A 21,198-nucleotide genomic window follows, 5' to 3' on the forward strand; every position below is an offset into this window, starting at 1 on the left:
AACAGCCGAAATCATCTGCCTCACACCATTTCTGCGCGATAGTTGCCTGAGCCGGGGAGTTCGTTGCCGACCGCCATGATCAGCAGTGGCTTCTCCCCCGACTCCTGAAGTTCCAGCCGCTCGATGAACGAGATGTTGTCGAAACCGAGTGCTACGCCACAGCCGGTTCCGAGGGCGGACGCGGCTACGTACGTGTGTTGGGAGATGGCACCGATCGTGGCGTTAACCAGTCGGTAGCCACGCGCACCAGTTCCGTCCAGGACGTGATGGGTCGGTATCGCCGGGACGATGACCGCCCCGGCCTGTTCGAGGTTGTAGTTGGACAGGAAGTAGTTGTCCTGCAGGAAGCGTCCCTGGTCGCCGTCGACCAGTCTGATCAGGGATCCGGTGCGTGCGTCGAACTGGTAGGCGCCCTTGGCGATCGACTCGACGTGGTTGACGAAGACATAGATGCTCGCCGACGCGCTGGTGTCGGCACCGGCGTCCGTGACGAGCCCGCCTTCGCCGGCCGCACGCAGCAGCGTGTGCAGGTCAGCGGCCGACATCGGTGCTCCCACGAACCGTCCGAAGGAACTGCGTCGACCGGTCAGGGCTTTCACCAACGACCCCTGGAGCGGGGCGGGCGACGGTAGATCGAGGGATGGTCCCTGGCGCAGCCGAGGCCGGCCGACGCGCTCGAGGGCAGTGCGTGCTTCGTCGCTGAGTCGAGCAGCGCGGCTGCTTTCGCGTTGCATGCGCTCCACCGCATCGAAGCCGTAGCTGATCCGGGACTGCTCCTCGTCAGCGATCCGCACCTGGGCAGGGTGCGACGGTGCGCCCGTGGCCGCCTGTTCGAGCGACGACCCGTGTGCCGGACGGCTCTGCGCACTCATGGCGGTCAGCGGCACGACCGCGTAGATCGCTTCTTCGTCGTTGTCGACGCCGAGCAGGTCGGCCACCTCGGCCTCATCGAACCACAGGTCCGCGCTCAGCCGACGTCCGCGGGCTCGTGCCCACATCGTCCAGGTGGCCAGCACCGTGCCGAGGTCCATGGTGACGGCGTGGAAGCTGAAGCTGTTGTATTTGAAGGCGTTCTGCCAGTACTTCAGCCCCAGGACAAAGTACCCACCGCCCGCCTCCCGCTCCTGGTGCGTCGCGAGGGCACCTCGGATCTGCGCGGTCACGTCCCCGGTCAGCAACCGCTGGAACGCGTGATGCATCGGGGAGTAGTGGTAGATGCCCGAAGCGAGCTGGGAGTCAGCCCCGGCGACGTAGTAGATGGTGATCGGGTAGAGACCACCGCCGGAGGCTGTGCCCCGCGACCATCCCGCATCGACGTACCGCGGAAGTCCACCCAGGTCGGTGTTGGCCTGGATGCCGAGTCGACGTCCGATCAGGCCGTAGCTGTGCAACAACATCTCGGCCAGGTCGCTCAGGTCGTCGCCCAGCTGCTCCCCGTCGTTCGCGGTGAATGCTGCGGCGGTCGTGCCTGACGCGTCCGCGCCGCCGGCCGCGCGCGGCATCGGCACCCGGACGGCGTCGGGGTAGAACTTCTGCTTGCGTGGCTTGTCGAGCCAATCGGGAACGAAGTCGGCCGGTTCCATCATCACTCGGCCGCGATGCATGATCTGTTCGGTGTATTCGGGTGCGTAGGCGGTCATGGTGTCCTCGCTGTTCGCGCAGTAGGTGTCGGTCATGACGAATCTCGTTTCACGGCAACGGGTGTGGGGCGTGGGTGAGGTCGGCGGCGGCCAGTGGTTGCTGATCCAGGCCGGCGTCGTGGCGGGCGGTGAGCGTGCGCTCCATGGAGCGGGCCCGTTGCCGGGCCCACCCGAAGTCGACCGGCACCAGACCGGGAGTGATCACACTGACGGTGTGCAATCCCAATGAGCGTTGGACGGCCATCGTCTGGTCCACCGCGACGGTGTCGAAGCCGGCTGCCGCGACAGCGTCGACGAGAAGCTGCAGATCTGCGCGCAGGTCGGTGGTCGGGCGCGGCATCGGGCGGCGATGCTCGAACAATTCGCTCACCGAATGCTTGCCGTGCGGGTGGTCCAACAGGAATGCGGCGTGGTGGCGCATCTGCGGCAAGCCGTACAGCAGTGGGTGGTCGTGCAAGGACAGCACTCGATCGAGGTCTTCGACCATCGCTTCCAGGCGTGCCAAATGGTTGGTCGTGCGCATCCGGGAGTTGGGTGCGTCCGTCGCGATCTCGCACAACGCGGAAGCGATCGCTGCCTCGGGGTCGAACGAGGCGCCCGCGCCGAAACACAGCCGACCGAGTCCGCCGTCGATTCGTTCGGCCACGGCCATCACGACCGGTACGTCGAAAGTGACCCGGGCATCGAAGAAGCGGGCTTCATAACCGGCCATCCGCAACCGGGCGATCATCGCTCGGGATTCGGTGGAGATGATGGTGTCGGCGTCGATCTCCGGCAGCGGACGGCCGGCGTACCAACCGATCACGAACGCGTCCCGTTCGATCAGTTCCAACAGCCCGAACAGTGCCGCTTCGGTGACCGAACCGCCGGTCGCGCAGCCGCTGCTGCTCTCCTGCACGAATCGGTGCTGCTGGCCCGGGATGTGGTAGTAGGACAGCACTTCCGGCACCAGTACCGACCGGTCGTCGCGCAGCGAGTGACCCCATACCCAGTCGATCTCATGGTCCGGTTCGAAGGGGAGCACCCACGCAAAGGTGCGGTGGAACCGCTGGTCGTACAACCCGCAGACGCGCGGGTCGACAGCCGGCTGCGTGAGCTGCGTGAGCTGCGTCAGCGATGCATGTACACCGGTACGACGCCCCCGCGGACGCATCCCGGCGACCCGTTCGAGGCCTTCGAGCACCCCGACGAGGGCGCTGACGTCGAATCGGTCCTCATGCCCACCCCAGAACACCTCGCGCAGGTACGACCCGGACCGAGTCGTGAAACACCCAATCGTCGCGGAGGTCGTGGTGGAGGTGAGGTCTTCCACCGACCGCGGGCCGAGAGCTCCGCACACCGGTCCGACCAGTGCCTCCTGGTCGAGGTCGTACTCGAAGATCGACTGCTGCCGAAAGTCCAACGGTGCCCGCTTAGTGGTCCGACTTAGGTCGGCAGCACCAGGGACGTCCGTGGGCAGGTCACTACAGGTCTGGCACTCCGGATCCGGCACGACCGGCTGGGCCGCGACCAGCAGTCGTTCCCGGTCCACCGAGAACACCTGCGAATACCGACTGCCGGCCCGGTCGACAACTCCCTGTGCGAACTGTTCGACGGCGTCCACCGTCACCTCGGCGAACGGGTTGACGACGCCTGCTTCGTCCACTGGCGTAGTGCCCGTGCCGGCCTCGAGCGCTTCGCGCAGATTCTCCGGACGAAGCGCCTGCCAACGACGTGCGATGCAGTGGGCACACGCCGGCTCGCTGGTGTTCGCGCCGTCGATCGGCCCGATCAGCAACTCCTGTGCGTGCTCCTGCCGCCTGATTCCGGTCGGCCACGGCGCCGTCTCGAACTCGTCCGCCCGCCCGAGGGTGCGGGTACGCGGCGAGGCCGTCGATGCCCTGCGCAGAACCTCGGTCACTGTGAGTCCCGGTGCAACAGGACCGCAGCGGATTCCACGCCGCAGTCGATGAGGGCAGATGTGGTCGTGCGCACCAGAACCGGCGTGTATCCGGCGATCTGAGCACGGCGCGCTGCTTCCCGCCAGGTCGCGGGAGCGGCTTCGTGCGCGGTCGGACCGCCCGACAGCGTCCACGGGTCGAACTGATCCACTGGCTGCGAACCGCATGGGCGGCCCTGCCAACCCTGATCGCGCAACTGCACGTCCGCGACGAGATCGCGCAGTGCGTCACGGGTGGCCTGCGCCGCGGTGAGGCCACCGGCGATCGAGTGGTGACCCGAGTGCGCGTCGCGCACCACGGCCACAGCGCAGGCCTGCCCGGGTGCCGAGGTGATGAGCACCTCCGGCTGCACCTGGAACAGGTCTGCGGCTTCGGCTAGGAATCGCAGCGCAGCCGCGGTTCGGTTCTGCGCCGAGTCGGTGAGCGTCGTCAGGTCGGCCGACTGCACGGCTGCACCGTTGCCGGCATCGATCAAGGCGGTATAGGTCAATGCGTCCCGCAGTCCCCGAGCAGTGGCTCGATCCAGATTTACGGCGGCGCCCCATCCGATCGGCCTGACACCGAATCCGTTTGCAGCCCAGGCGTGCCCGGGTACGACTGCGTCAAGTGGGATGCGGGTGACATTGCCGGTCAGCAGGTCGGTCGCCGGCACCGACCAGTCAGAGCAGCGCACGCCGGGGTGGGCTGCGTGCACGAAGCGACCGCCCTCGATCTGAGTCTCTTGTTGCGATGCGCCGGCAACAAGCAGCGCGCCGGAGGCATGACGGATCGCGACCGCGTCCAGGAGGCGAAGCCGGGCATCGGCGACGTGGTCGACCGAAGCGGCTGCGAGTTGCACCGGCTCTGCCCCCGGCCTGGCGAAGTCGACGGTGGAGACCTTCATCGGCACCTGCGTCCAACCGGAGTCGGTGAACGTGGCCACCAACCCGCAGTGACGCTGCACCATGGCCGACCGGGCGTTCAGCTCGATCGCAACCGGGTCGGACTCGGCCGCCCCCTCGTGCGCCGAAGCGTCGTACTCCTGATCGTGGGGGGTGACGCTGGACAGGTCGATGACCGCGGGTGCCGGCACACCGGGCAGGCCCGGGTCCGCGAGCACGCGTTCGGCTCGAACATCGAGCGAGTCGATGTCCTGCAGGATGACGCCTTGCACGGTCTCGCCGGGCAGGCAGCCGGTGGTGATGCGGAAGATCTCGTACGCGAGGTGGTTCCCGACCATGGCAGCCATCGGCCCGTCGGGGGTGGGTGTCGCAGGCGGAGTGTTCGGGTTGGCGACCGCGTGCCAGAGGGCCGCTTCCTGTGTGGGAAAATCCCGACCGAGGGCACGCACGACGCTGACCCACAACGGGTGGCTGTCCGGCTCGGCCAGCGGTCCCATCACCAGCCGGCCACCCATCGTCCACGCCGGTACGACGACCTTTCCCTCAGGAATGGTGTCGCTGGTGAGGACGTGCATCTGGGACGCCGACGACGGGCCCGTAGGGCACACGATGTCCACGCCCTGCAGGTCCTGCCAGGTGAGCGGCCCACCGGTGTCGAGCGCACGGTGCTCGGCGCTCATCCCGGCCTGGGTCAGTTCGCTCAACGCACCGCGCACCTGCGGGCTGCTCCAGACCTTCGGGTCGGTGGCCACGCGAGCGGCACCGTTGCGCAACAGTCCGGCGACGGCCCAGTTGGCGGTCTCGCCCTCGCCGAGCACGGCGATGTTCGCGGTGCGGAAGGTCTGGAACCGGCGGACAGCGTCGCCGACATAGTGGGTGATGTAGTCGATCTGCGGGGCGAAGTACTGTGCGACCGGTGTCGCGACACCCACCTCGTCAGCGCTGCGGTCCTCACGTGCGTCCCGGGCGAAGCCGCGGTCGAGCAAGGTACCGACCAGTGAGGCCATCATGGTCTTCTGCTGCTCACCGGCTGACCCGGCGAGTTCGGACAAGGTCACCGAACCATCCAGATGCGGCACCAGGATGGTCGCGAGGCGGTACGCGGATGCCGCGTTGACGTGGAACCCGCCTTTGGAGTTGTGGAACAACACTCCCTTCGGGGTCTCGGTGAACAGCACGTCGCGACGGATGCGGGGCTTGGTGTCGGCCAGGTCGGAGAACGTTGTCATCAGGCGCCTTCTTTCGTGTTTTCGGTGGGTGCGAGAGCGAACACATTGGTCACTCGGCTTGCGAGATCCGTGGTGTTTGTGTCGAGGGGTCCGGTGTCCACCTGCAGGCAGTGCGCGATCATGCGGTCGAAGTGAAAGGTGTCCGGGGAGACCTCGTCCAACCAGCCCATGGCGACCAGTCGGGGAAGCAGCGAGTCGGTCGAGCCGTTGAGCAGCCCCCGTGCCTGGGTCTTACTGAACGAGGACTTACGGTCGAGCGTGCGCTCCGGGCGGTTGGCCAGCAGTTCGACCGTGTCGCGCAGTTCAGGTGCGAGTCGGTCGGAGGCCTGCTGGTAGATCTTGAGCAGCGACATCGATTCGCCCGCGGACGACAGTCGAAGCACCGGATCGTCGGACAGCCAGGCCACGCACTGCTGCGCCGACCACGACGGACGCACCTGCATCAGAGTGGCAATCATGCGTAGCACCAACGGATTTCCCCATCCGTTGCGCACCAGTTCGTGAGCGGAGGTGAGGTCTTCGACGAGCCGGTCGTCGCCGAGCAGCGAGCACAGCAGCGCGAAGGCCTCGGCGTCGGTCATCGGGCGTACGCGGTGCACGAACGCGCCGTGGCTGCGCACCAGACCGAGGAGGTCGACCGAAGCAGTGACCAGCGCTGCGGCTCCGGCAAGACCGTTGAGGATCTCGGCGACCTGACCCTCGTCACCGGCGTCGTCCAGGACCAGCAGCACACGCTGGTAGGAGGAGCCGACCCGGAATCGCACCTCCTCGAGCACCTCGTCGGTCGGTCGCGCTCGTCCGCCGGTTCGCAGGGCGACGACCTCCGCGGTCGGGTAGGTGCTCTTCACTCGTCCGGCGACCGCGGTGGCGAGGGCGGTCTTGCCGATCCCGGGCGCGCCGGTCACCAGGATCAGCGCCGGTGCTCCGGGGTTTGCGGTGAGCACGCCGGTGAGCGCGGCCAGGCTGTCTTCGCGTCCCACGAAGCCGGACTGCACCGCGATCCCGGACGATGTCGGCGCAGCCTCGATCGCCTCCTCAGCGGGATCCTCAACTGCATCTTCCGCGGTCGGTATCGCCTCGGACCCGGCAACCGGCCGGCTCGACTCACCGCGCAGGATCGCGACCTCGAGTTCACGCAACTCCTGAGTCGGCTCCAGACCCAACTCGTCGTCCAGGTAGCCCTTGATGCGGCGGCACTCGGCCAACGCGTCCTCTCGCCGTCCTACGGCGTGAAGGGTTTCGGCGAGTCGGAGGGCGAACCGCTCGTGACCCTCATACGTGCGCGTGAGCTGCTGCAACTCTGCCAACGCGGCGTTGTCATGACCGTTTGCTCGAAACACGGCGATCACTCGCTCCAGCGCCTGCAGTCGTTCCTCTTCCAGCAGCGGCACGACACCGCGGTGCAGCACCTCCGAGTCGACATTGCACAGCACCGGACCGTTCCACAGGTTCAGCGCATCCCGAAGCATCGTCAGCTGTTCGTCGGCGTCCGCCATTCGCACGGAGGTCGCGACAAGTTCGCGGAAGCGCAGCAGGTCGAGGTCGGCCGGTCCGGCCTTGAGGCGATAGCCGCCCGGCACGGTCTCGATGAGTTCGTCACCGAGGTTGTGACGCAGCAGCAACTTGCGCAGCCGGGTGGTGCACGTGCGCAATGCCGCACGGGTGTCGACGTCCGAGTCGTCACTCCAGACGACACGGGACAAGAAGTCGTTCGAGGTCACTTCGTTGGGGCTGACCAGGAGCCCGGCGAGCATGTTGCCCGGCTTGCACGCCGGCAGCGCGACGTACTCCCCCTCTACCTGGACGCTCAGTGCGCCAAGCACCCGGAAGGTGGGCCGGCACGCGTTCGACTGGTCGGTCATGCATCGACCATCGCCTCGAAAGGTGCTGGAAATGAAGGGCTTTCCGACCGCAACTGCGGCCGTGACCGCTACTTACGCCCCAGTCGGACGTCTGTGTCAGAACTCAGACGAGACCGCGGCGGGCGGCTTCTGCGGCCAACTGGAATCGACTGTCGACGCCGACGCTCTCGCTTGCTTCGGAGATGAGCCGACGCACAGTGCGTGCTGAGATGCCGAGGCGCCGTGCGACCGTGTCGTCCTTACCGCCCTCGGCCAGCAGGCGCAGGATCTCCAACTGCATCCGGTTGAGCGGTACGTCTGCAGGTTCCGTTGCCTCGTAGGCAAATTCATGGGCGCTCTGCCAGGAGTGCTCGAACGCGTTCAGTGCCAGACCGACCAGGGTGGGCTGCCGGGCGATGAGTCCACCGGCGGTCTCGTCCCGCAGGTCGACGGGCAGGACGGCAGTGCGGCCATCGACGACGATCATGCGGTGCGGCAATGTGGTGGCGACCCGCACGCGTACGCCCAGACCGATCAACCGTTCGACGTGGTTGACCAACTCGGGCGACCGGGTGAGGTGCCCGTCGAGCACGATCAGGCGGGCACGTACTCCGCGGGCCAGGAGTGCGGCGTCGCTGGATGCTGCGTACTCAAGGCTCTGCGGGCTCGGCAGGATGGTCAGCATCGTCAACACTTCGGTGTCGGCGTCCCCCAGAATCTCCGAGACGACGTTCGCGATCTCGGCGCCGGCTGCGACCGTCTCGAGGATTGTCCGCGTGCTTTCGGCTCGGGCGTCGTCCGCCCGCAGGATCAGGCTTTCGGCGGCCCGTCGGGCAACGCTCAGATCGTCCTGCCGACGCCGAAGCTCGGATTCGTGAGTGTCGAGGAGTCGGTTCAGGCCGACCTGCGGACTGACCACCCGCACGCTGGGTCCGTTGTCCGATCTCACCAACAGTTGGTGAGATTCGAGTTCGGCGACCGCATCGTCGAAAGCTTCTCGGTCGATGCCGAGCACCGACGCCAGTGTGCACATCGACCATTCGTCATCCACTAGCATGCGTTCGTAGATCTGCACCGCATTCGAGCTCAGCTCGAGAATGGACAGTCCCGCCCGCGTTCGAGCAGGCGCTGCACGGCCGACGTCGTCCGTCGCTTTCCTGCCCACAGACATCCCTGAATACCCCTCCCCGTCAGTCATGTTAACCGACGCACAAGGTGGGCTCAGGGTTGGGTTCGCAATGACCGATCAGGTCGGCCTTTCACGTCATTTGTTCACATTTCGTTTGACAGCACGGGCGTAGATACATGCCTGTCGGTTTGTCCGAGAGAGATTTGCGGCCATGTCCGGTTGCGGAAGGCGTGACCATATTCACGTTTGTGCCGCCTCCGGCCACGATGGTGGAAACGCAGCGGACAGACGGGCCCCTGCGACTCCTACGAAAGGCGTTCCGCAATGGTCAAACTTCTCTGCACCCTCACTCTCCTCGCCGGCGTTGCAGTCGGTCCGGTCGCAGCATCAGCCCCGTCGTCGGCATCCGCGTCGGTGGCCGGCCCCACCGTTCACAAGCCGACCGGAGGTTGCATCGACTGCTGGTGATGCAACCCACCATCGGCTCACGCACCCCACACCAAGCAGCCGGCTCGGCCGATATGGCCGAGCCGGCTTTCTTGTGCGTGGTGACGTCAGGCGCTGCAGCTGGTCGTCGACGTGGTCGAGGAGCAGGTCGAGGTCGAAGAGCTCGAGGTGCAGCCCGCCAGCACCATCTCGGCGTCGTCGGCGTAGTCAGCGATCTCGAAGGTCTCGGCCTCCAGCTCGGCGAGCTCAGCGGTGAGGTTCAGCTTGTTCATGTCAGTTCTCCTGTGTGGTGTTCAGTTCGAGCGGAAGTCGAGGTGGATCAGGCGGTGCAGCTGGTCGTCGACGTGGTCGAGGAGCAGGTCGAGGTCGAAGAGCTCGAGGTGCAGCCCGCCAGCACCATCTCGGCGTCGTCGGCGTAGTCAGCGATCTCGAAGGTCTCGGCCTCCAGCTCGGCGAGCTCAGCGGTGAGGTTCAGCTTGTTCATGTCAGTTCTCCTGTGTGGTGTTCAGTTCGAGCGGAAGTCGAGGTGGATCAGGCGGTGCAGCTGGTCGTCGACGTGGTCGAGGAGCAGGTCGAGGTCGAAGAGCTCGAGGTGCAGCCCGCCAGCACCATCTCGGCGTCGTCGGCGTAGTCAGCGATCTCGAAGGTCTCGGCCTCCAGCTCGGCGAGCTCAGCGGTGAGGTTCAGCTTGTTCATGTCAGTTCTCCTTGTGTCGTGGTGTGACGATCGATTCCGACCGGGTTTGCTTTCTGACAAGGAAGACATTGCCCCGTCGGGTGAACACGTCAAGATCACTTCGATGTCACCGGTGCTTCAGCTGAGAATCGTCATGTGACACACGGGAGACAGACACAACAAAAGTCCGCAGAACGCGCCGGTCAGGCCAGTAGTTCTGCGGACTTTCGTGGAAGGTCGGTCAGGCCTCGACGAACGGCGTGACCTTGCGGTCGCCGCGCCCGACGGCCTGAGCGCCCGATCTGGCACCACCGACGATGCCCTGGCTCATGAGGGTCAGCCCCGCGCCGACCAGCCAAATGTCCTTCGCGACTACGGTGCCGTCCCATGTGGGCCGAACGCCGTCGGACTGCGTCATGCCCGGAGTGCGCAGGTACATCCGCACCAAGCTTGCGCCGAAATCGGTGAGCGCCGAGCCGGCGACCGTGGCGGGAACCATCGGCGCAAGCAGCGCACCACCGACAGCAATTTCACTGTGAGACAGCAGCTTTGCGAACTTCTGGGTTCTATGCCGTCGAAGACGCCCAGGTAGGCGGCCTTGGCTGCGTTGAACAGGAATTCCGCGGTGCCTTCGTCCGCATGCCCGGAAACAACGGGCGCATGTTCACCGCCGGGGCCGTGAACAGCGAGGCATCCCGACACTCAGGCGCGCAGCCCTACATCGGGTCCGGACAGCTCGCGCAGGTAGGAGGCAAACCCGGCAGGGGTGCGCGCGGTGAACCGACCCGAGGTGACGACCGGCGCTGTCGCTGTGGCCACCACTGCCGCACCATCGCGCCGGATCGCGTCGACGAGCCGGACGTCCTCATGCACCGGCAGTTCCGGGAACTCGCCCGCGCGGCGGTAGGTGCTAAGCCGGACGCCGAGATTCGCTCCGTGCACGTACGGGTGATCCTCCGCCAGGACATGTCGCGCATGCCATGCCTCGATGACGCGCGGATCGACGCCGAGCGTATCGGGCACCACCGTCCCTAGCACCAGATCGGCCCCTCCACAGGCGAGTTCGAGTTGCCGGGTGAGCCAGTGGTCCGGGACGACGCTGTCGGCGTCGGTGTTGGCCACCCAGGCGGCACGGGCGTCCTGCACGCCGGCGAGCGCCGCGGCGTGCTCGACACCGGCGCGGCGGGCTGCCCCGACTTGGCCGAAGGCACTGACCAACGCGTGCGCCCAATGCCGAGAGGCGACGATGTCGGCGGAGGAGTCGGTACACCGATCGAGCACGACCACGCAGGTCACCCGGGTTTCGGGCCGTTCGACGCTCAACCGCTCGATCGCAGCTTCGAGGCCGTCGAGGCAGGCAGGCAGCAGCGCCTCCTCGTCGCGCGCCGGCACGACGACAAGGATGTTGCGGGGACAGGTTTCGATGTCGATTCTCGTTTCGGAGGACAATGCGTTTGGGCACACGGTGCCACCTCGCGGTGGTCAAATGGCCGTTGGCAGCGCGCGAAGTTTGCCGCCGAACCCAATGATGCATGCACTTTCGCCCGCAGGGGTGGACGTAGACGAGGGAGACCCCGATGAGCGACCCGCAGGCTCGCGCCGGACTGGCGCCGGACGCCGGACCGGATGATCTCTACGAGCAGGCCCGGCGGTCAGCAGGGGACGCGGCTGCGGCTCTGGCGCTGGCGCCCCGCATCGCCGAGGCGCTGCCGTTGCCCGGGTCGGGGTCGACCATCGAACTGTGGGAGGGCCTCGCCCGCCTGGGCATGATCGATCTGACCGTGGCACGCACCATCGAGCCGCAGCTGGACGCGCGGGCGATCCTCGCCGAGGCCGGCGACGACGCGCCCTGCGGCACCTGGGGTGTGTTCGCTGCGGAAGGTCCCGGCGTCCGGCTCACCGCGTCGCCGGACGGGGACGCGTGGAGGCTCGACGGGGTCAAGCCGTGGTGCTCGCTGGCTGCACACCTCGACCATGCGCTGGTCACCGCATGGGTCGACGACTCGCAACGCGGCTTGTTCGCCGTCGACCTGCAACAGGACGCAGTGACCGCCACCAGCGGCACCTGGGTCGCCCGCGGACTGCCGCAGGTGACGAGTGAGTCCGTCGAGTTCGCCGGGGTTGCGGCCACGCCCGTCGGTGATGCGGGCTGGTACCTGCGCCGGCCGGGGTTCGCGTGGGGCGGCATCGGTGTCGCAGCCGTGTGGTTCGGCGCTGCGGTGGCGCTTGCGTCCGCACTGACGTCGGCCGCCGGCAAACGGAAGCCCGACCAGATCGCACTGATGCACATCGGACGCTGTGACGCGGCCCTGCACGCGACCCGGTGCACCCTGCGGCAGGCAGCGGCCGACATCGATGCGGGCTCCGTGGACGACCCCGGTCTGCTCGCGGCGCGGGTGCGCACGATCGTGGCTCAGACCTGCGAGACGGTGATGACCGCCGTCGACCACGGCCTCGGCCCCGGGCCCCTCGTCGGGAACGAGGAGCACGCCGCCCGGGTCGCCGACCTACACCTGTACGTGCGTCAGTGGCATGCCGAGCGGGACCTCGCCGCGATCGGTTCGTCCGTGGTGTAGGAATGACGCAGACGTTCGACCTCGCCGACCCGGGCATTCCCGAGCGGGACTGGCTCGCCGCCCTCGCGTCGCGCGAATTTCCTACGCTCGATCTGCGAGCCTTCGAGCACCTTGTCGTCGTGGCCGCGCATCCGGACGACGAGACCCTCGGCGCCGGCGGACTGATGGCTACTGCAGCCGCTCTCGGGCTGAGGATCACGGTCGTCGTTCTGACCGATGGCGCTGCGTCACATCCGAACTCACCGACACACTCTCCGCGAGAACTGCGCCGCATCCGGGAGGCCGAGGTGCGTCACGCCGTGTCGTCGCTGGCTCCGGACGCGTCGGTCGTCACGCTCGGCCTGCCCGACGGCGCGCTGGCCGAGCAGGGCGACAAGCCGGTGAACGCGATCGTCGAGGCGATCGGTCTGGACGGCGCGTCCACGCTGTTGCTGTCACCCTGGCACGCCGACCGGCACCCCGACCACGCTGCGGCGGCGCAGGCGGCCGCGCTGTCCGCCCGCCGCACGGACGCAACCCACCTCGGCTACCCGATCTGGGCCTGGCATTGGAGTTCGGTCGACGAGTTCCCTTGGGAGTCAGCCGTTTCCATCGATCTGACGCCGTCGACCGTCGAATGGAAGCGGACGGCGATCGCGGCGCACACCAGTCAGGTCGAGCCGCTGTCGGACGCCCCAGGCGACGAGGCGCTCCTGCCAGATCACGTGCTGCAGCACTTCGCACGTGCTCAGGAAATCCTGCTGTCGCAGAACGTGATTCAGGATCAAGCTCTTGACGACCTGCACGACGAGCAGGCGGACCCGTGGAACGTCGACGAGTCCTGGTACGAACGGCGCAAGCGAGCGGTGACGCTCGGTCTGCTGACGCGTGCGCGGTACGAGTCGGCGCTCGAGGTCGGCTGCTCGATCGGTGCACTGACCACTGATCTGGCCGAACGCTGCGACCGCGTACTCGGTATCGATGCGAGCGCCCACGCGGCTCGCGCCGCAACCGCACGCGTACCGGAGAACGCCGAAATCCAGCAGCGCGATGCACCCGAGGACTGGCCGGACGGCAGGTTCGACCTGGTCGTGCTGTCCGAGGTCGGCTACTTCCTGAGCCCGCGCCGCTGGGACGCCTTGCTGGACCGCGTCCGCGAAAGTCTGACCGAGGGCGGCGAGGTGCTGTTGTGTCACTGGCTCCCGCAGCCGGACGGTTGGCCGATGGACGGCGAGGTCGTGCATGAAGCCGCGATCGAGCGTCTGAGCGGAGAAGGGCGGCGCGTAGTCGTGCAGTACCGGGACGACCACGTCCGCATGGAGGTGATCGGACCGAATCCGGTGAGGCCCCACTGATCGAGTTGGTGGAGCCCGGCTCGCAACAGTTGCGAACTGCGGGGGCGGGACGGACGGGCGGTCAGTCGCGCGGCGGAGACTCCAACTGCTCGAGCTCGTGCGACAACTGCTCCAGCTCCTCGCCGCCGGCCATCTGCGCCGTCAGCTCGTCCAGCGTGATCTGCGAACGCTCTCGATCCAGCGCCACACCGCCGAGTTTGAGCACGACGAAGTGACTGCCGACGAGGTGGGCGTGGTGCGGGTTGTGGGTGATGAACACGACGCCGAGGCCGGCGTCCCGAGCCTTGATGATGTACTTCAGCACCACACCCGACTGCTTCACACCGAGGGCGGCGGTCGGCTCGTCGAGGATGATCACCTTGGCGCCGAAGTAGATCGCGCGGGCGATGGCCACACATTGCTTCTGGCCACCGGACAGCGCACCGACGGGTCGGTCGAGGTCGGGGATCTGAATGCCCATCTTCGACAGTTCGGCGCCGGTGATCTTCTTCATCTCGGCGATCTTCATCAACCCGAGCGGGCCACGAATCTCCTTGCCGAGGAAGAAGTTGCGCCACACCGACATCAACGGTGCGAGCGCGAGGTCCTGGTAGACGGTCGCGATTCCGGCGTCCAGCGCCTCCCGCGGCGACTTGAACCGGGTCGGCTCGCCGTTGACCACCATCTCGCCGGACGTGTGCTCGTGCAGTCCGGCCATGATCTTGATCAGCGTCGACTTGCCGGCGCCGTTGTCGCCCAGCACGCAGGTGACCTCGCCCTGCCGCACGACCAGGTCGACGCCGGCGAGCGCCTCGACGTTGCCATAGGACTTGCCGACGTCCTGCAGCTCGACCACCGGGCCGCGTCCGGACGCGTCCGGCGTCTTCTCCTCCAGAGGGGCGCCGATGTCGGTCATCGCTTCTCCGCCTGTCGCCGGATGTAGGTGTTCACCAGAGTGGCGAGCACCAACATGATGCCGAGGAAGGTCTTCAACCAGTCGGGGTTCCAGCCGGCGTAGGTGATGCCGAGGTTGGTCATGCCGTAGATCAGCGCGCCGAGCGAGGCACCGATCACCGAGCCATAACCGCCGGTCAGCAGACACCCGCCGACGACCGCGGCGATGATGAAGATGAACTCGTCGCCGACACCGATGTTCGACTGCACGCTGCCGTAGTTGAACAGCGTGTGCATGCCCAGCAGCCAGGCGCAGAACCCGACGAACATGAACAGCCCGATCTTCACCTTGGTGACCGGGACGCCGACCGCGCGGGCCGCGTCCGCGTCGCCACCCGAGGCGAGGATCCAGTTGCCGAGCCGGGTCTTGGCGAGCACCAGCGCACCGAGCGCGGTGAGCAGGATCCAGAACAGGACGGTGATCTTCAGGTTCACCCGGCCGATGGTCAGCGAGGCCGCGAAGATGTTCTGCGCCGCGTCGAACCCGTCCATGTCCGAGATCCGCGGCGAGGTGACCCCGCCGGTGATCTTCTTGGTCATCGCCAGGTTGAAACCCTGCAGGATGAAGAAGGTGCCGAGCGTCACCAGGAAGCTCGGCAGCTTCGTCCGCACCAACAACAGCCCGTTGAGGAAGCCGACGAGCAACGCGACCGCGAGCGCCACGATCACCCCGACCCACAGGTTGGTACTGAACTGCCAGGCGAACATCGACGCGACCAGCGCCGATGTCGTCATGGCCACACCGGCGGACAGGTCGAACTCGCCGCCGATCATCAGCAACGCCACCGGCACCGCCATCATCCCGATGGTGGACGCGAGGTACCCGATCGTGCCGATCGCCGCCACCGAACGGAACGGGGGCGCGACGGTCAGGAAGAGGACGAGGACGGCGACCGCTCCGATGAGCGCTCCGACCTCGGGCGTGCTGAGCAGACCGCTGAGCGGCGACCGGGCCTTGACCCGGTCGTCACCCTTCGTCGTCGGTGTGGAACTCATGAATCAGCGGATGCCCTGCGAGGCGTACTTCTCGACCGCGTCGACGTTGCTCTTGTCGATGAACGCCGGCCCGGTGAGCGTCGGCTGACCGCCGCCGACCGTGCTGCCGTTGTACTTGTAGAGCCAGATCGACTGGATCGCGAGGTAACCCTGCAGCCACGGCTGCTGGTCGATCGCGAACTCGATCTTGCCGTCCTTGATCGCCTTCACCAGCTCGGCATTGGTGTCGAACGTGCCGACCTTCGCCTTCGACGACGCCCCGTCGCGGCCCTTCAGCGCGTTCAGCGACACGTCGGCGTTGAGTCCGATGATCCAGTCGATGTTCTTGGCCTGCGAGAGCTTGGCCTGGACGCTGGTGACGATGTTCGGCAGGTTCTTGCCGTCGACGTACAGCGTCTGGGTCGAGGGCACCTTCGCCTTCACACCGGCGCAGCGGTCCTCGAGGCCGACGTTGCCCTGCTCGTGGATGATGCACAGCGGGGTGGTCGCGCCGGCGGCCTTGAGCTTGTCGCCCACCGCTTCACCGGCGGTCTTCTCCGGCTGACCGAAGAACCCGATGAGACCGAACTCCTTGGCCTTGTCGCTGCCGGAGTTCACGCCGACGACCGGGATCTTCGCCTTGGTGGCGTTGCCGACGGCGCCCTTCATGGCGTCCGGCTTGCCCAGGGTCGTGGCAACCCCGGCGACCTTCTTGTCGACGGCGGCCTGCACCAGCGATGCCTGCTTGGTGCCGTCGGGGTCGGCGGAGTACTCGAGCTTGATATTGTACGTCTTCGCGGCCGTCTCGGCACCCTTGCGGACGATGTCCCAGAAGGTGTCGCCGGGACCGGAGTGGGTGACCAGGGCGACGGTCATCGACGGGGTGTCGACGCCACCGTTGCCACCGGCCGCCTTGGAGGACGCCGACTCGGTGGCCTTCTTGCCACCGGAGTCGCTGCTGCACCCGGTGATCGCGAGCGCTGCGGCGGCACCGACGGCCGCCAGTTTGATTGCAGCCTTGCCAGTCATGGCTGTTCCTTTCCGTCACGTCCTTGGGACGGCGATGAAGAAGTGGGACTTTGTCTGCTGGCGACTATCTCAGTCGCCGCGTTCCGGCGGTCGAATCGACACGGGAAGATAACCGACCGTTGCGTGAACGTTGTGGCGCCCTCCCCTTCCGTATCAGTCCAGCGCGATCGACATCAGGTAACCGACCGACCGGCTGACGTCGCCGATGGGTTCCAGATCCGACCCGACCGGATCGACGTCCAGGATCGTGTCCTGTTCGAGCACGTACCAACCGGTGTAGCCGGACGCCTCCAGACTGCGCACGATGCGATCGATCGGCACATCACCGTCGCCGAGCGGCACATACATCCCCTGCGCGACCGCCTGCATGTAGGTCAGCGAGCCGTCCTGCGCCTGCCGGGCGAGGTCGAGGCGCACGTCCTTGAGGTGGACGTGCCCGATGCGGTCGGGGTGTTGTTCGGCGATCGCCACCGGGTCGCCTCCACCGATCAGCAGGTGCCCGGTGTCGAGGCAGAGCGCGATCGAGGAACCCTCGATCACCCGCAGCGCTTCCTGCCCGCTCTCGATCATCGTGCCGACGTGCGGGTGCAGCGTCGCGCACAGACCGTTCTCGGTCGCGGCGGCGTCGATGCGATCGAGATTGTGCAGCAACGATCCCCACTGCTCCTGCTCCAGCACCGGACGGGCGTCGTAACCGTCCTGGCCGGTGGAGGCGGCGATGACGACGGTCGACGCCTGCGCCAACACCAGCGAGTCGATCGCGCTGAGCACTTCCGGCAGCGGGTCGTGGTCCGGGTCATGCAGCACGACCGGCACGAACTGGCCGACCGCCCGCAGGTCGTAGGAGACCAGCGTCTCGACCTTCGCGTCCGGGTTCTGCGGCAGGAAACTGTCTGGGCCGAACTCCGTTGCCTGCAGCCCGATTCCACGCATCTGTTCGAGCACCACTTCGGGCGGCAACTGGTAGCCCCAGCCGGGCACCTCGCACACACCCCAGCTGATCGGGGCGCCGGCGATGCGGGAGGCGAGGGCGCTCATGCCGTGGCGACCTCGTCCATCGACACCGGACGTCCACGCATCCGCGACAGTTCGCAGGCCTCGGCGATCCGGAACGCCTCCAACGCGTCCCGCACCGTGCACGGGCTCTCCCGCAGCCCGGACGCGACGTCGAAGAACGCGGTGAGTTCGGCCTGGTAGGCGGGCAGGAAGCGGTCCATGAAGTTGGTGTGCACCGGCCCCTTGGGGAAGTCGACGCCGTCCTCGGCCGAGACCATCGCGAGGGTGTCGTCGAGCCCGACGCACATCGAACCCTTGCTGCCGAAGACCTCCGTGCGCACGTCGTGACCCTGGCCGTTGTAGCGGGTGGAGGAGATCTGGACGACGGTCCCGGAGTCGAGCGTGAGCATCGCGCCGCCGGTGTCGTAGTCGCCGGACTCCTTGAAGAACTCGGCCCCCTGGTTACCGCCGGTCGCGTAGACGGTGGCGACCTCGCGTCCGGACACGAAGCGCACCACGTCGAAGTCGTGGATGTTGCAGTCGCGGAAGATGCCACCGGATGTCGGGATGTAGGACGCGTGCGGCGGGTTCTGGTCGAGGGTGTGGCTGCGGATCGTGTGGATGAACCCGAGTTCGCCGGCGGCGACGGCCTGCTGCACCCGCTGGTAGCCGTGGTCGAAGCGGCGCTGGAAACCGACGTGCACCGGGGTGTCGGACGCCTCCGCCAAGCGGGTCAGGTCGATCGTCTCGTCCAGCGTGGCGGCGACCGGTTTCTCACAGAAGGTCGGGACGCCGGCCGCGATCGCCTTGCGCAGCATCGGCGCGTGCCCCGGCGTCGGGGTCGCGATCACCAACCCGTCCAGACCGGCAGCGAGCAACGCGTCCTCGCTGTCGACCACCTCGGCGCCTATCCCATCGGCGGCCTTGCGCGCCTGGTCGCCGACGAAGTCGTAGAGCACGAGTTCGTCGACGGATGCGAGGGAGTGGAGCGTGGCGGCATGGAACGCACCGATGCGTCCCACTCCCGTCAGGCCGATGCGCATGGGGTGTCCTTCCGAGCCGTTCGAAGCAGTGGAGCGCCCGGCGGCGCCGCACTCCCAAGCTTTTCGGCCGTCCGGAAGGGTGTCAAGGATTTGTCAGAACAATTGAGCATCGACCGCCGTCCCGGATCAATGACTGATACCGGCGGGTAAAGCTCCCGTCGTGCCACGATGGCCGGCATGGCCCCGTTCAAACGCCCCGCCCGCCAGGACATCGTCAGCGATCTGGTCGCCAACGTCGCCCAGGTGCAGGTCGCCATCGGCGACAAGGTGGAGGCCGGTCAGGAACTGGTGCTGCTGGAGTCGATGAAGATGGAGATTCCGGTGGTGCCCGAATGGGAGGGCACAGTCACCGATGTCCGCGTGGTGCCGGGCGACGTCGTCCAGGAGGGCGACATCCTCGTCGTCCTGGAGTGACAACCCCGCGCGGAACTAGGAGGTTCGCGAGGACTCGGGCTGCTCGGCCCACCAGCGCAACAACTCCTCGCGCGCAGCGTCCTCGCCGACCGGGCCGGCGTCCAGGCGGTAGGCCAGCAGGTGCTTGTACGCGCGGCCCAGCACTGGGCCGGGCGGGATCCCCAACACGGACGCGATCTGGTTGCCGTCCAGCTCCGGACGCACCTTGCCCAGTTCCTCCTGCTCGAGCAGGCGGGCGATGCGGCGCTCAAGATCGTCGTACGTCGCCGCGAGGGTGGCGGCCTTGCGCCGGTTGCGGGTGGTGCAGTCGGAGCGGGTCAGCAGGTGCAGGCGCGCCAGCTGCGACCCGGCGTCGGTGACGTAACGGCGCACCGCGGAGTCGGTCCATTCGCCGCCGCCGTAGCCGTGGAAACGCAGGTGCAACTCGATCAACTTGGTGACATCGCGGATGGTGTCCTTGTCGAAACGCAGTTCCCGCATCCGCTTACGGGCGAGCTTGGCGCCGACGATCTCGTGATGATGGAAGGACACCCCGCCACCGGACTCGAACCTGCGCGTCGCCGGCTTGCCGATGTCGTGCAGCAACGCGGCCAACCGCAGTACCAGGTCGGGTCCATCGACGACCGCGGGTGACTCCAGAGCCTCCACCGCCCGCGGACCTTCCAGCGCGATCGCCCGGTCGAGCACGGTGAGCGAGTGTTCGTACACGTCCTTGTGACGGTGGTGTTCGTCGATCTCGAGCTTCAACGCGGGCAGTTCGGGGAGCACCTGCTCGGCCAGACCGGTGTCGACCAGCAGTTCGAGGCCGGCGCGCGGGTCGGGCGCCACTATCAGCTTCACCAGCTCGTCGTGAACCCGCTCGGGCGACACGATGTTGATCGTGGCCGCACGCTCGGTCATGGCCTCGACCACTGACGGCGCGGCGGTGAGGCCGAGCTGTGCGACGAACCGAGCTGCGCGCATCATCCGCAGGGGGTCGTCGCCGAAGGACACCTCGGCCGGCGCAGGCGTGACCAACTCCTTGCGGGCCAGCGCACCGAGTCCGTCGTAGGGGTCGATGAACTCCAGCGACGGCAGCCGCATCGCCATCGCGTTCACCGTGAAGTCCCGGCGGATCAGATCGTCGTTCAGGTTGTCGCCGAACGCGACGATCGGCTTGCGAGTCACGCCGTCGTACGCGTCCGCGCGGTAGGTCGTGATCTCGACCTTCCACTGCCCCTTCTGCGCACCGATCGTGCCGAAGTCACGGCCGACGTCCCAGGTGGTGGACGCCCACGGTTTCAGCAAGGCCTCGGTCTGCTGCGGCGAGGCAGACGTGGTGAGGTCGATGTCGACGCTTCCGCGCCCCAGGAACGCATCGCGCACCGGACCACCGACGAGCGCCAGTTCGTGGCCGGCACCGGTGAAGATCTCACCGAGTTCGGTGAGCACCTTCAGATGGGGCGCGAGGTGGGTGACCGCACGCTCGCGAAGAACGCGCAACGACGCCGCTGACTGTGCTGCGGACGGCGCGGCGGACTCTGGGGTCGGGGAGGGGGACTGCTGATCGGGCACCTCCAAAGGTTAGGTCGAAGTCTTCTACCGGGCCGCATCGCCTGGTTACAGTGAACAAATGACCCTCCAAGTTCCTCGAGCCAGTCGCCCGCAGCGGCGACTGCCGTCGTTGGAGGAGATTTCCGCGGGTGGAGTGGTGATCGACGTCCGCTCCGGAGCCGCCTGGCTGGCGCTGATTGCCCGCTACAACCGAGCCGGACGCCTGGAATGGTGCCTGCCCAAGGGTCACGTCGAGCCCGGCGAGACGCTGGTCGAGACAGCAGTGCGCGAGGTCGCCGAGGAAACCGGCATTTACGGTCGCGCCCTGGTCACGCTCGGCACCATCGACTACTGGTTCAGCACCCCTCGATTTCGGATCCACAAGCGAGTGCACCACTATCTTCTCGAGGCACTCGACGGCGAGATCACGGTCGAGAACGACCCCGACCAGGAAGCCGTCGACGCGGCCTGGTTCCGGCTGGACGAGGTCGATTCCCGGCTGACCTTCGCCAACGAGCGCCGTATCGCCCACATGGCCTGGCGCCGGCTTGCCGGTTGACCGGCCGATCGACCCGCGATCGGA

20 protein-coding genes are annotated in these 21,198 nt (G+C 67.1%); 4 read left to right on the top strand and 16 right to left on the bottom strand.

Annotation, left to right across the window (positions count from 1 at the left end):
• Positions 1–20: 20 nt before the first annotated feature.
• From EU513_RS12165 to EU513_RS12205, 10 genes are all read right to left on the bottom strand, one after another.
• A complete protein-coding gene (locus EU513_RS12165; protein WP_205744770.1) occupies positions 21–1,676 on the bottom strand; it encodes a SagB family peptide dehydrogenase in 1,656 nt (551 codons plus the stop codon).
• Between the two features lie 13 nt (positions 1,677–1,689).
• Positions 1,690–3,540 carry a TOMM precursor leader peptide-binding protein gene (locus EU513_RS12170; protein WP_168990266.1) on the bottom strand — a complete coding sequence of 617 codons (1,851 nt, stop codon included), beginning with the start codon at positions 3,538–3,540 and terminating at the stop codon, positions 1,690–1,692.
• Positions 3,537–5,690: a hypothetical protein gene (locus EU513_RS15950; RefSeq protein ID WP_168990267.1), complete on the bottom strand. Its 2,154-nt coding sequence runs from the start codon at positions 5,688–5,690 to the stop codon at positions 3,537–3,539. Before EU513_RS15950 ends, EU513_RS12170 begins: the two co-directional genes overlap by 4 nt.
• The gene (locus EU513_RS12175; RefSeq protein WP_129626317.1) at positions 5,690–7,552 is read right to left on the bottom strand and encodes an AfsR/SARP family transcriptional regulator; all 1,863 of its coding nucleotides are present in this window, start codon (positions 7,550–7,552) and stop codon (positions 5,690–5,692) included. The genes EU513_RS15950 and EU513_RS12175 overlap by 1 nt, the downstream gene beginning before the upstream one ends.
• 103 nt (positions 7,553–7,655) lie before the next feature.
• A complete protein-coding gene (locus tag EU513_RS12180; RefSeq protein WP_205744771.1) occupies positions 7,656–8,564 on the bottom strand; it encodes a helix-turn-helix domain-containing protein in 909 nt (302 codons plus the stop codon).
• A 650-nt stretch (positions 8,565–9,214) separates the two neighbouring features.
• A complete protein-coding gene (locus EU513_RS12185) occupies positions 9,215–9,379 on the bottom strand; it encodes a thiazolylpeptide-type bacteriocin (protein ID WP_129626321.1) in 165 nt (54 codons plus the stop codon).
• Between the two features lie 47 nt (positions 9,380–9,426).
• Positions 9,427–9,591 carry a thiazolylpeptide-type bacteriocin gene (locus tag EU513_RS12190; protein WP_129626323.1) on the bottom strand — a complete coding sequence of 55 codons (165 nt, stop codon included), beginning with the start codon at positions 9,589–9,591 and terminating at the stop codon, positions 9,427–9,429.
• Between the two features lie 47 nt (positions 9,592–9,638).
• A complete protein-coding gene (locus EU513_RS12195; protein ID WP_129626323.1) occupies positions 9,639–9,803 on the bottom strand; it encodes a thiazolylpeptide-type bacteriocin in 165 nt (54 codons plus the stop codon).
• Positions 9,804–10,023: 220 nt separating this feature from the next.
• Positions 10,024–10,281, bottom strand: a complete 258-nt coding sequence (locus EU513_RS12200; protein WP_129626325.1) for a hypothetical protein — start codon at positions 10,279–10,281, stop codon at positions 10,024–10,026.
• 203 nt (positions 10,282–10,484) lie between these two features.
• Entirely contained in the window at positions 10,485–11,231 is a 747-nt protein-coding gene (locus EU513_RS12205) for a glycosyltransferase family 2 protein (RefSeq protein ID WP_240796039.1), read from the bottom strand.
• Positions 11,232–11,359: 128 nt separating this feature from the next.
• On the opposite strand from EU513_RS12205, the gene EU513_RS12210 reads away from it, so the two are divergent.
• On the top strand, positions 11,360–12,358 hold the full coding sequence (locus EU513_RS12210; protein WP_129626327.1) for an acyl-CoA dehydrogenase family protein: 999 nt from the start codon (positions 11,360–11,362) through the stop codon (positions 12,356–12,358).
• A gap of 2 nt (positions 12,359–12,360) precedes the next feature.
• A complete protein-coding gene (locus tag EU513_RS12215; protein WP_129626329.1) occupies positions 12,361–13,692 on the top strand; it encodes a PIG-L family deacetylase in 1,332 nt (443 codons plus the stop codon).
• Positions 13,693–13,753: 61 nt separating this feature from the next.
• Here EU513_RS12215 and EU513_RS12220 read toward each other — a convergent pair whose 3' ends face one another.
• The 5 genes from EU513_RS12220 to EU513_RS12240 form a co-directional block, all read right to left on the bottom strand.
• A complete protein-coding gene (locus EU513_RS12220; protein ID WP_129626331.1) occupies positions 13,754–14,587 on the bottom strand; it encodes an ATP-binding cassette domain-containing protein in 834 nt (277 codons plus the stop codon).
• Positions 14,584–15,621 carry an ABC transporter permease gene (locus tag EU513_RS12225; protein ID WP_129626333.1) on the bottom strand — a complete coding sequence of 346 codons (1,038 nt, stop codon included), beginning with the start codon at positions 15,619–15,621 and terminating at the stop codon, positions 14,584–14,586. The genes EU513_RS12220 and EU513_RS12225 overlap by 4 nt, the downstream gene beginning before the upstream one ends.
• 3 nt (positions 15,622–15,624) lie before the next feature.
• Positions 15,625–16,629, bottom strand: coding sequence for a substrate-binding domain-containing protein (locus tag EU513_RS12230; protein ID WP_129626334.1), 1,005 nt, complete (start codon positions 16,627–16,629; stop codon positions 15,625–15,627).
• 153 nt (positions 16,630–16,782) lie between these two features.
• Entirely contained in the window at positions 16,783–17,667 is an 885-nt protein-coding gene (locus EU513_RS12235) for a TIM barrel protein (protein WP_129626336.1), read from the bottom strand.
• The gene (locus EU513_RS12240; RefSeq protein ID WP_129626338.1) at positions 17,664–18,668 is read right to left on the bottom strand and encodes a Gfo/Idh/MocA family oxidoreductase; all 1,005 of its coding nucleotides are present in this window, start codon (positions 18,666–18,668) and stop codon (positions 17,664–17,666) included. The genes EU513_RS12235 and EU513_RS12240 overlap by 4 nt, the downstream gene beginning before the upstream one ends.
• Before the next feature lie 177 nt (positions 18,669–18,845).
• Here EU513_RS12240 and EU513_RS12245 point away from each other — a divergent pair, with 177 nt between their 5' ends.
• Positions 18,846–19,082, top strand: coding sequence for a biotin/lipoyl-binding carrier protein (locus tag EU513_RS12245; RefSeq protein ID WP_129626340.1), 237 nt, complete (start codon positions 18,846–18,848; stop codon positions 19,080–19,082).
• 15 nt (positions 19,083–19,097) lie between these two features.
• Here EU513_RS12245 and EU513_RS12250 read toward each other — a convergent pair whose 3' ends face one another.
• The gene (locus EU513_RS12250; RefSeq protein ID WP_129626342.1) at positions 19,098–20,636 is read right to left on the bottom strand and encodes a CCA tRNA nucleotidyltransferase; all 1,539 of its coding nucleotides are present in this window, start codon (positions 20,634–20,636) and stop codon (positions 19,098–19,100) included.
• Between the two features lie 58 nt (positions 20,637–20,694).
• Between EU513_RS12250 and EU513_RS12255 the strand changes: the two genes are divergently transcribed.
• Positions 20,695–21,174, top strand: a complete 480-nt coding sequence (locus tag EU513_RS12255) for an NUDIX hydrolase (protein WP_129626344.1) — start codon at positions 20,695–20,697, stop codon at positions 21,172–21,174.
• Positions 21,175–21,198 lie beyond the last annotated feature (24 nt).

Source organism: Yimella sp. RIT 621 (assembly GCF_004146205.1).
Lineage (GTDB): Bacteria > Actinomycetota > Actinomycetes > Actinomycetales > Dermatophilaceae > Yimella > Yimella lutea.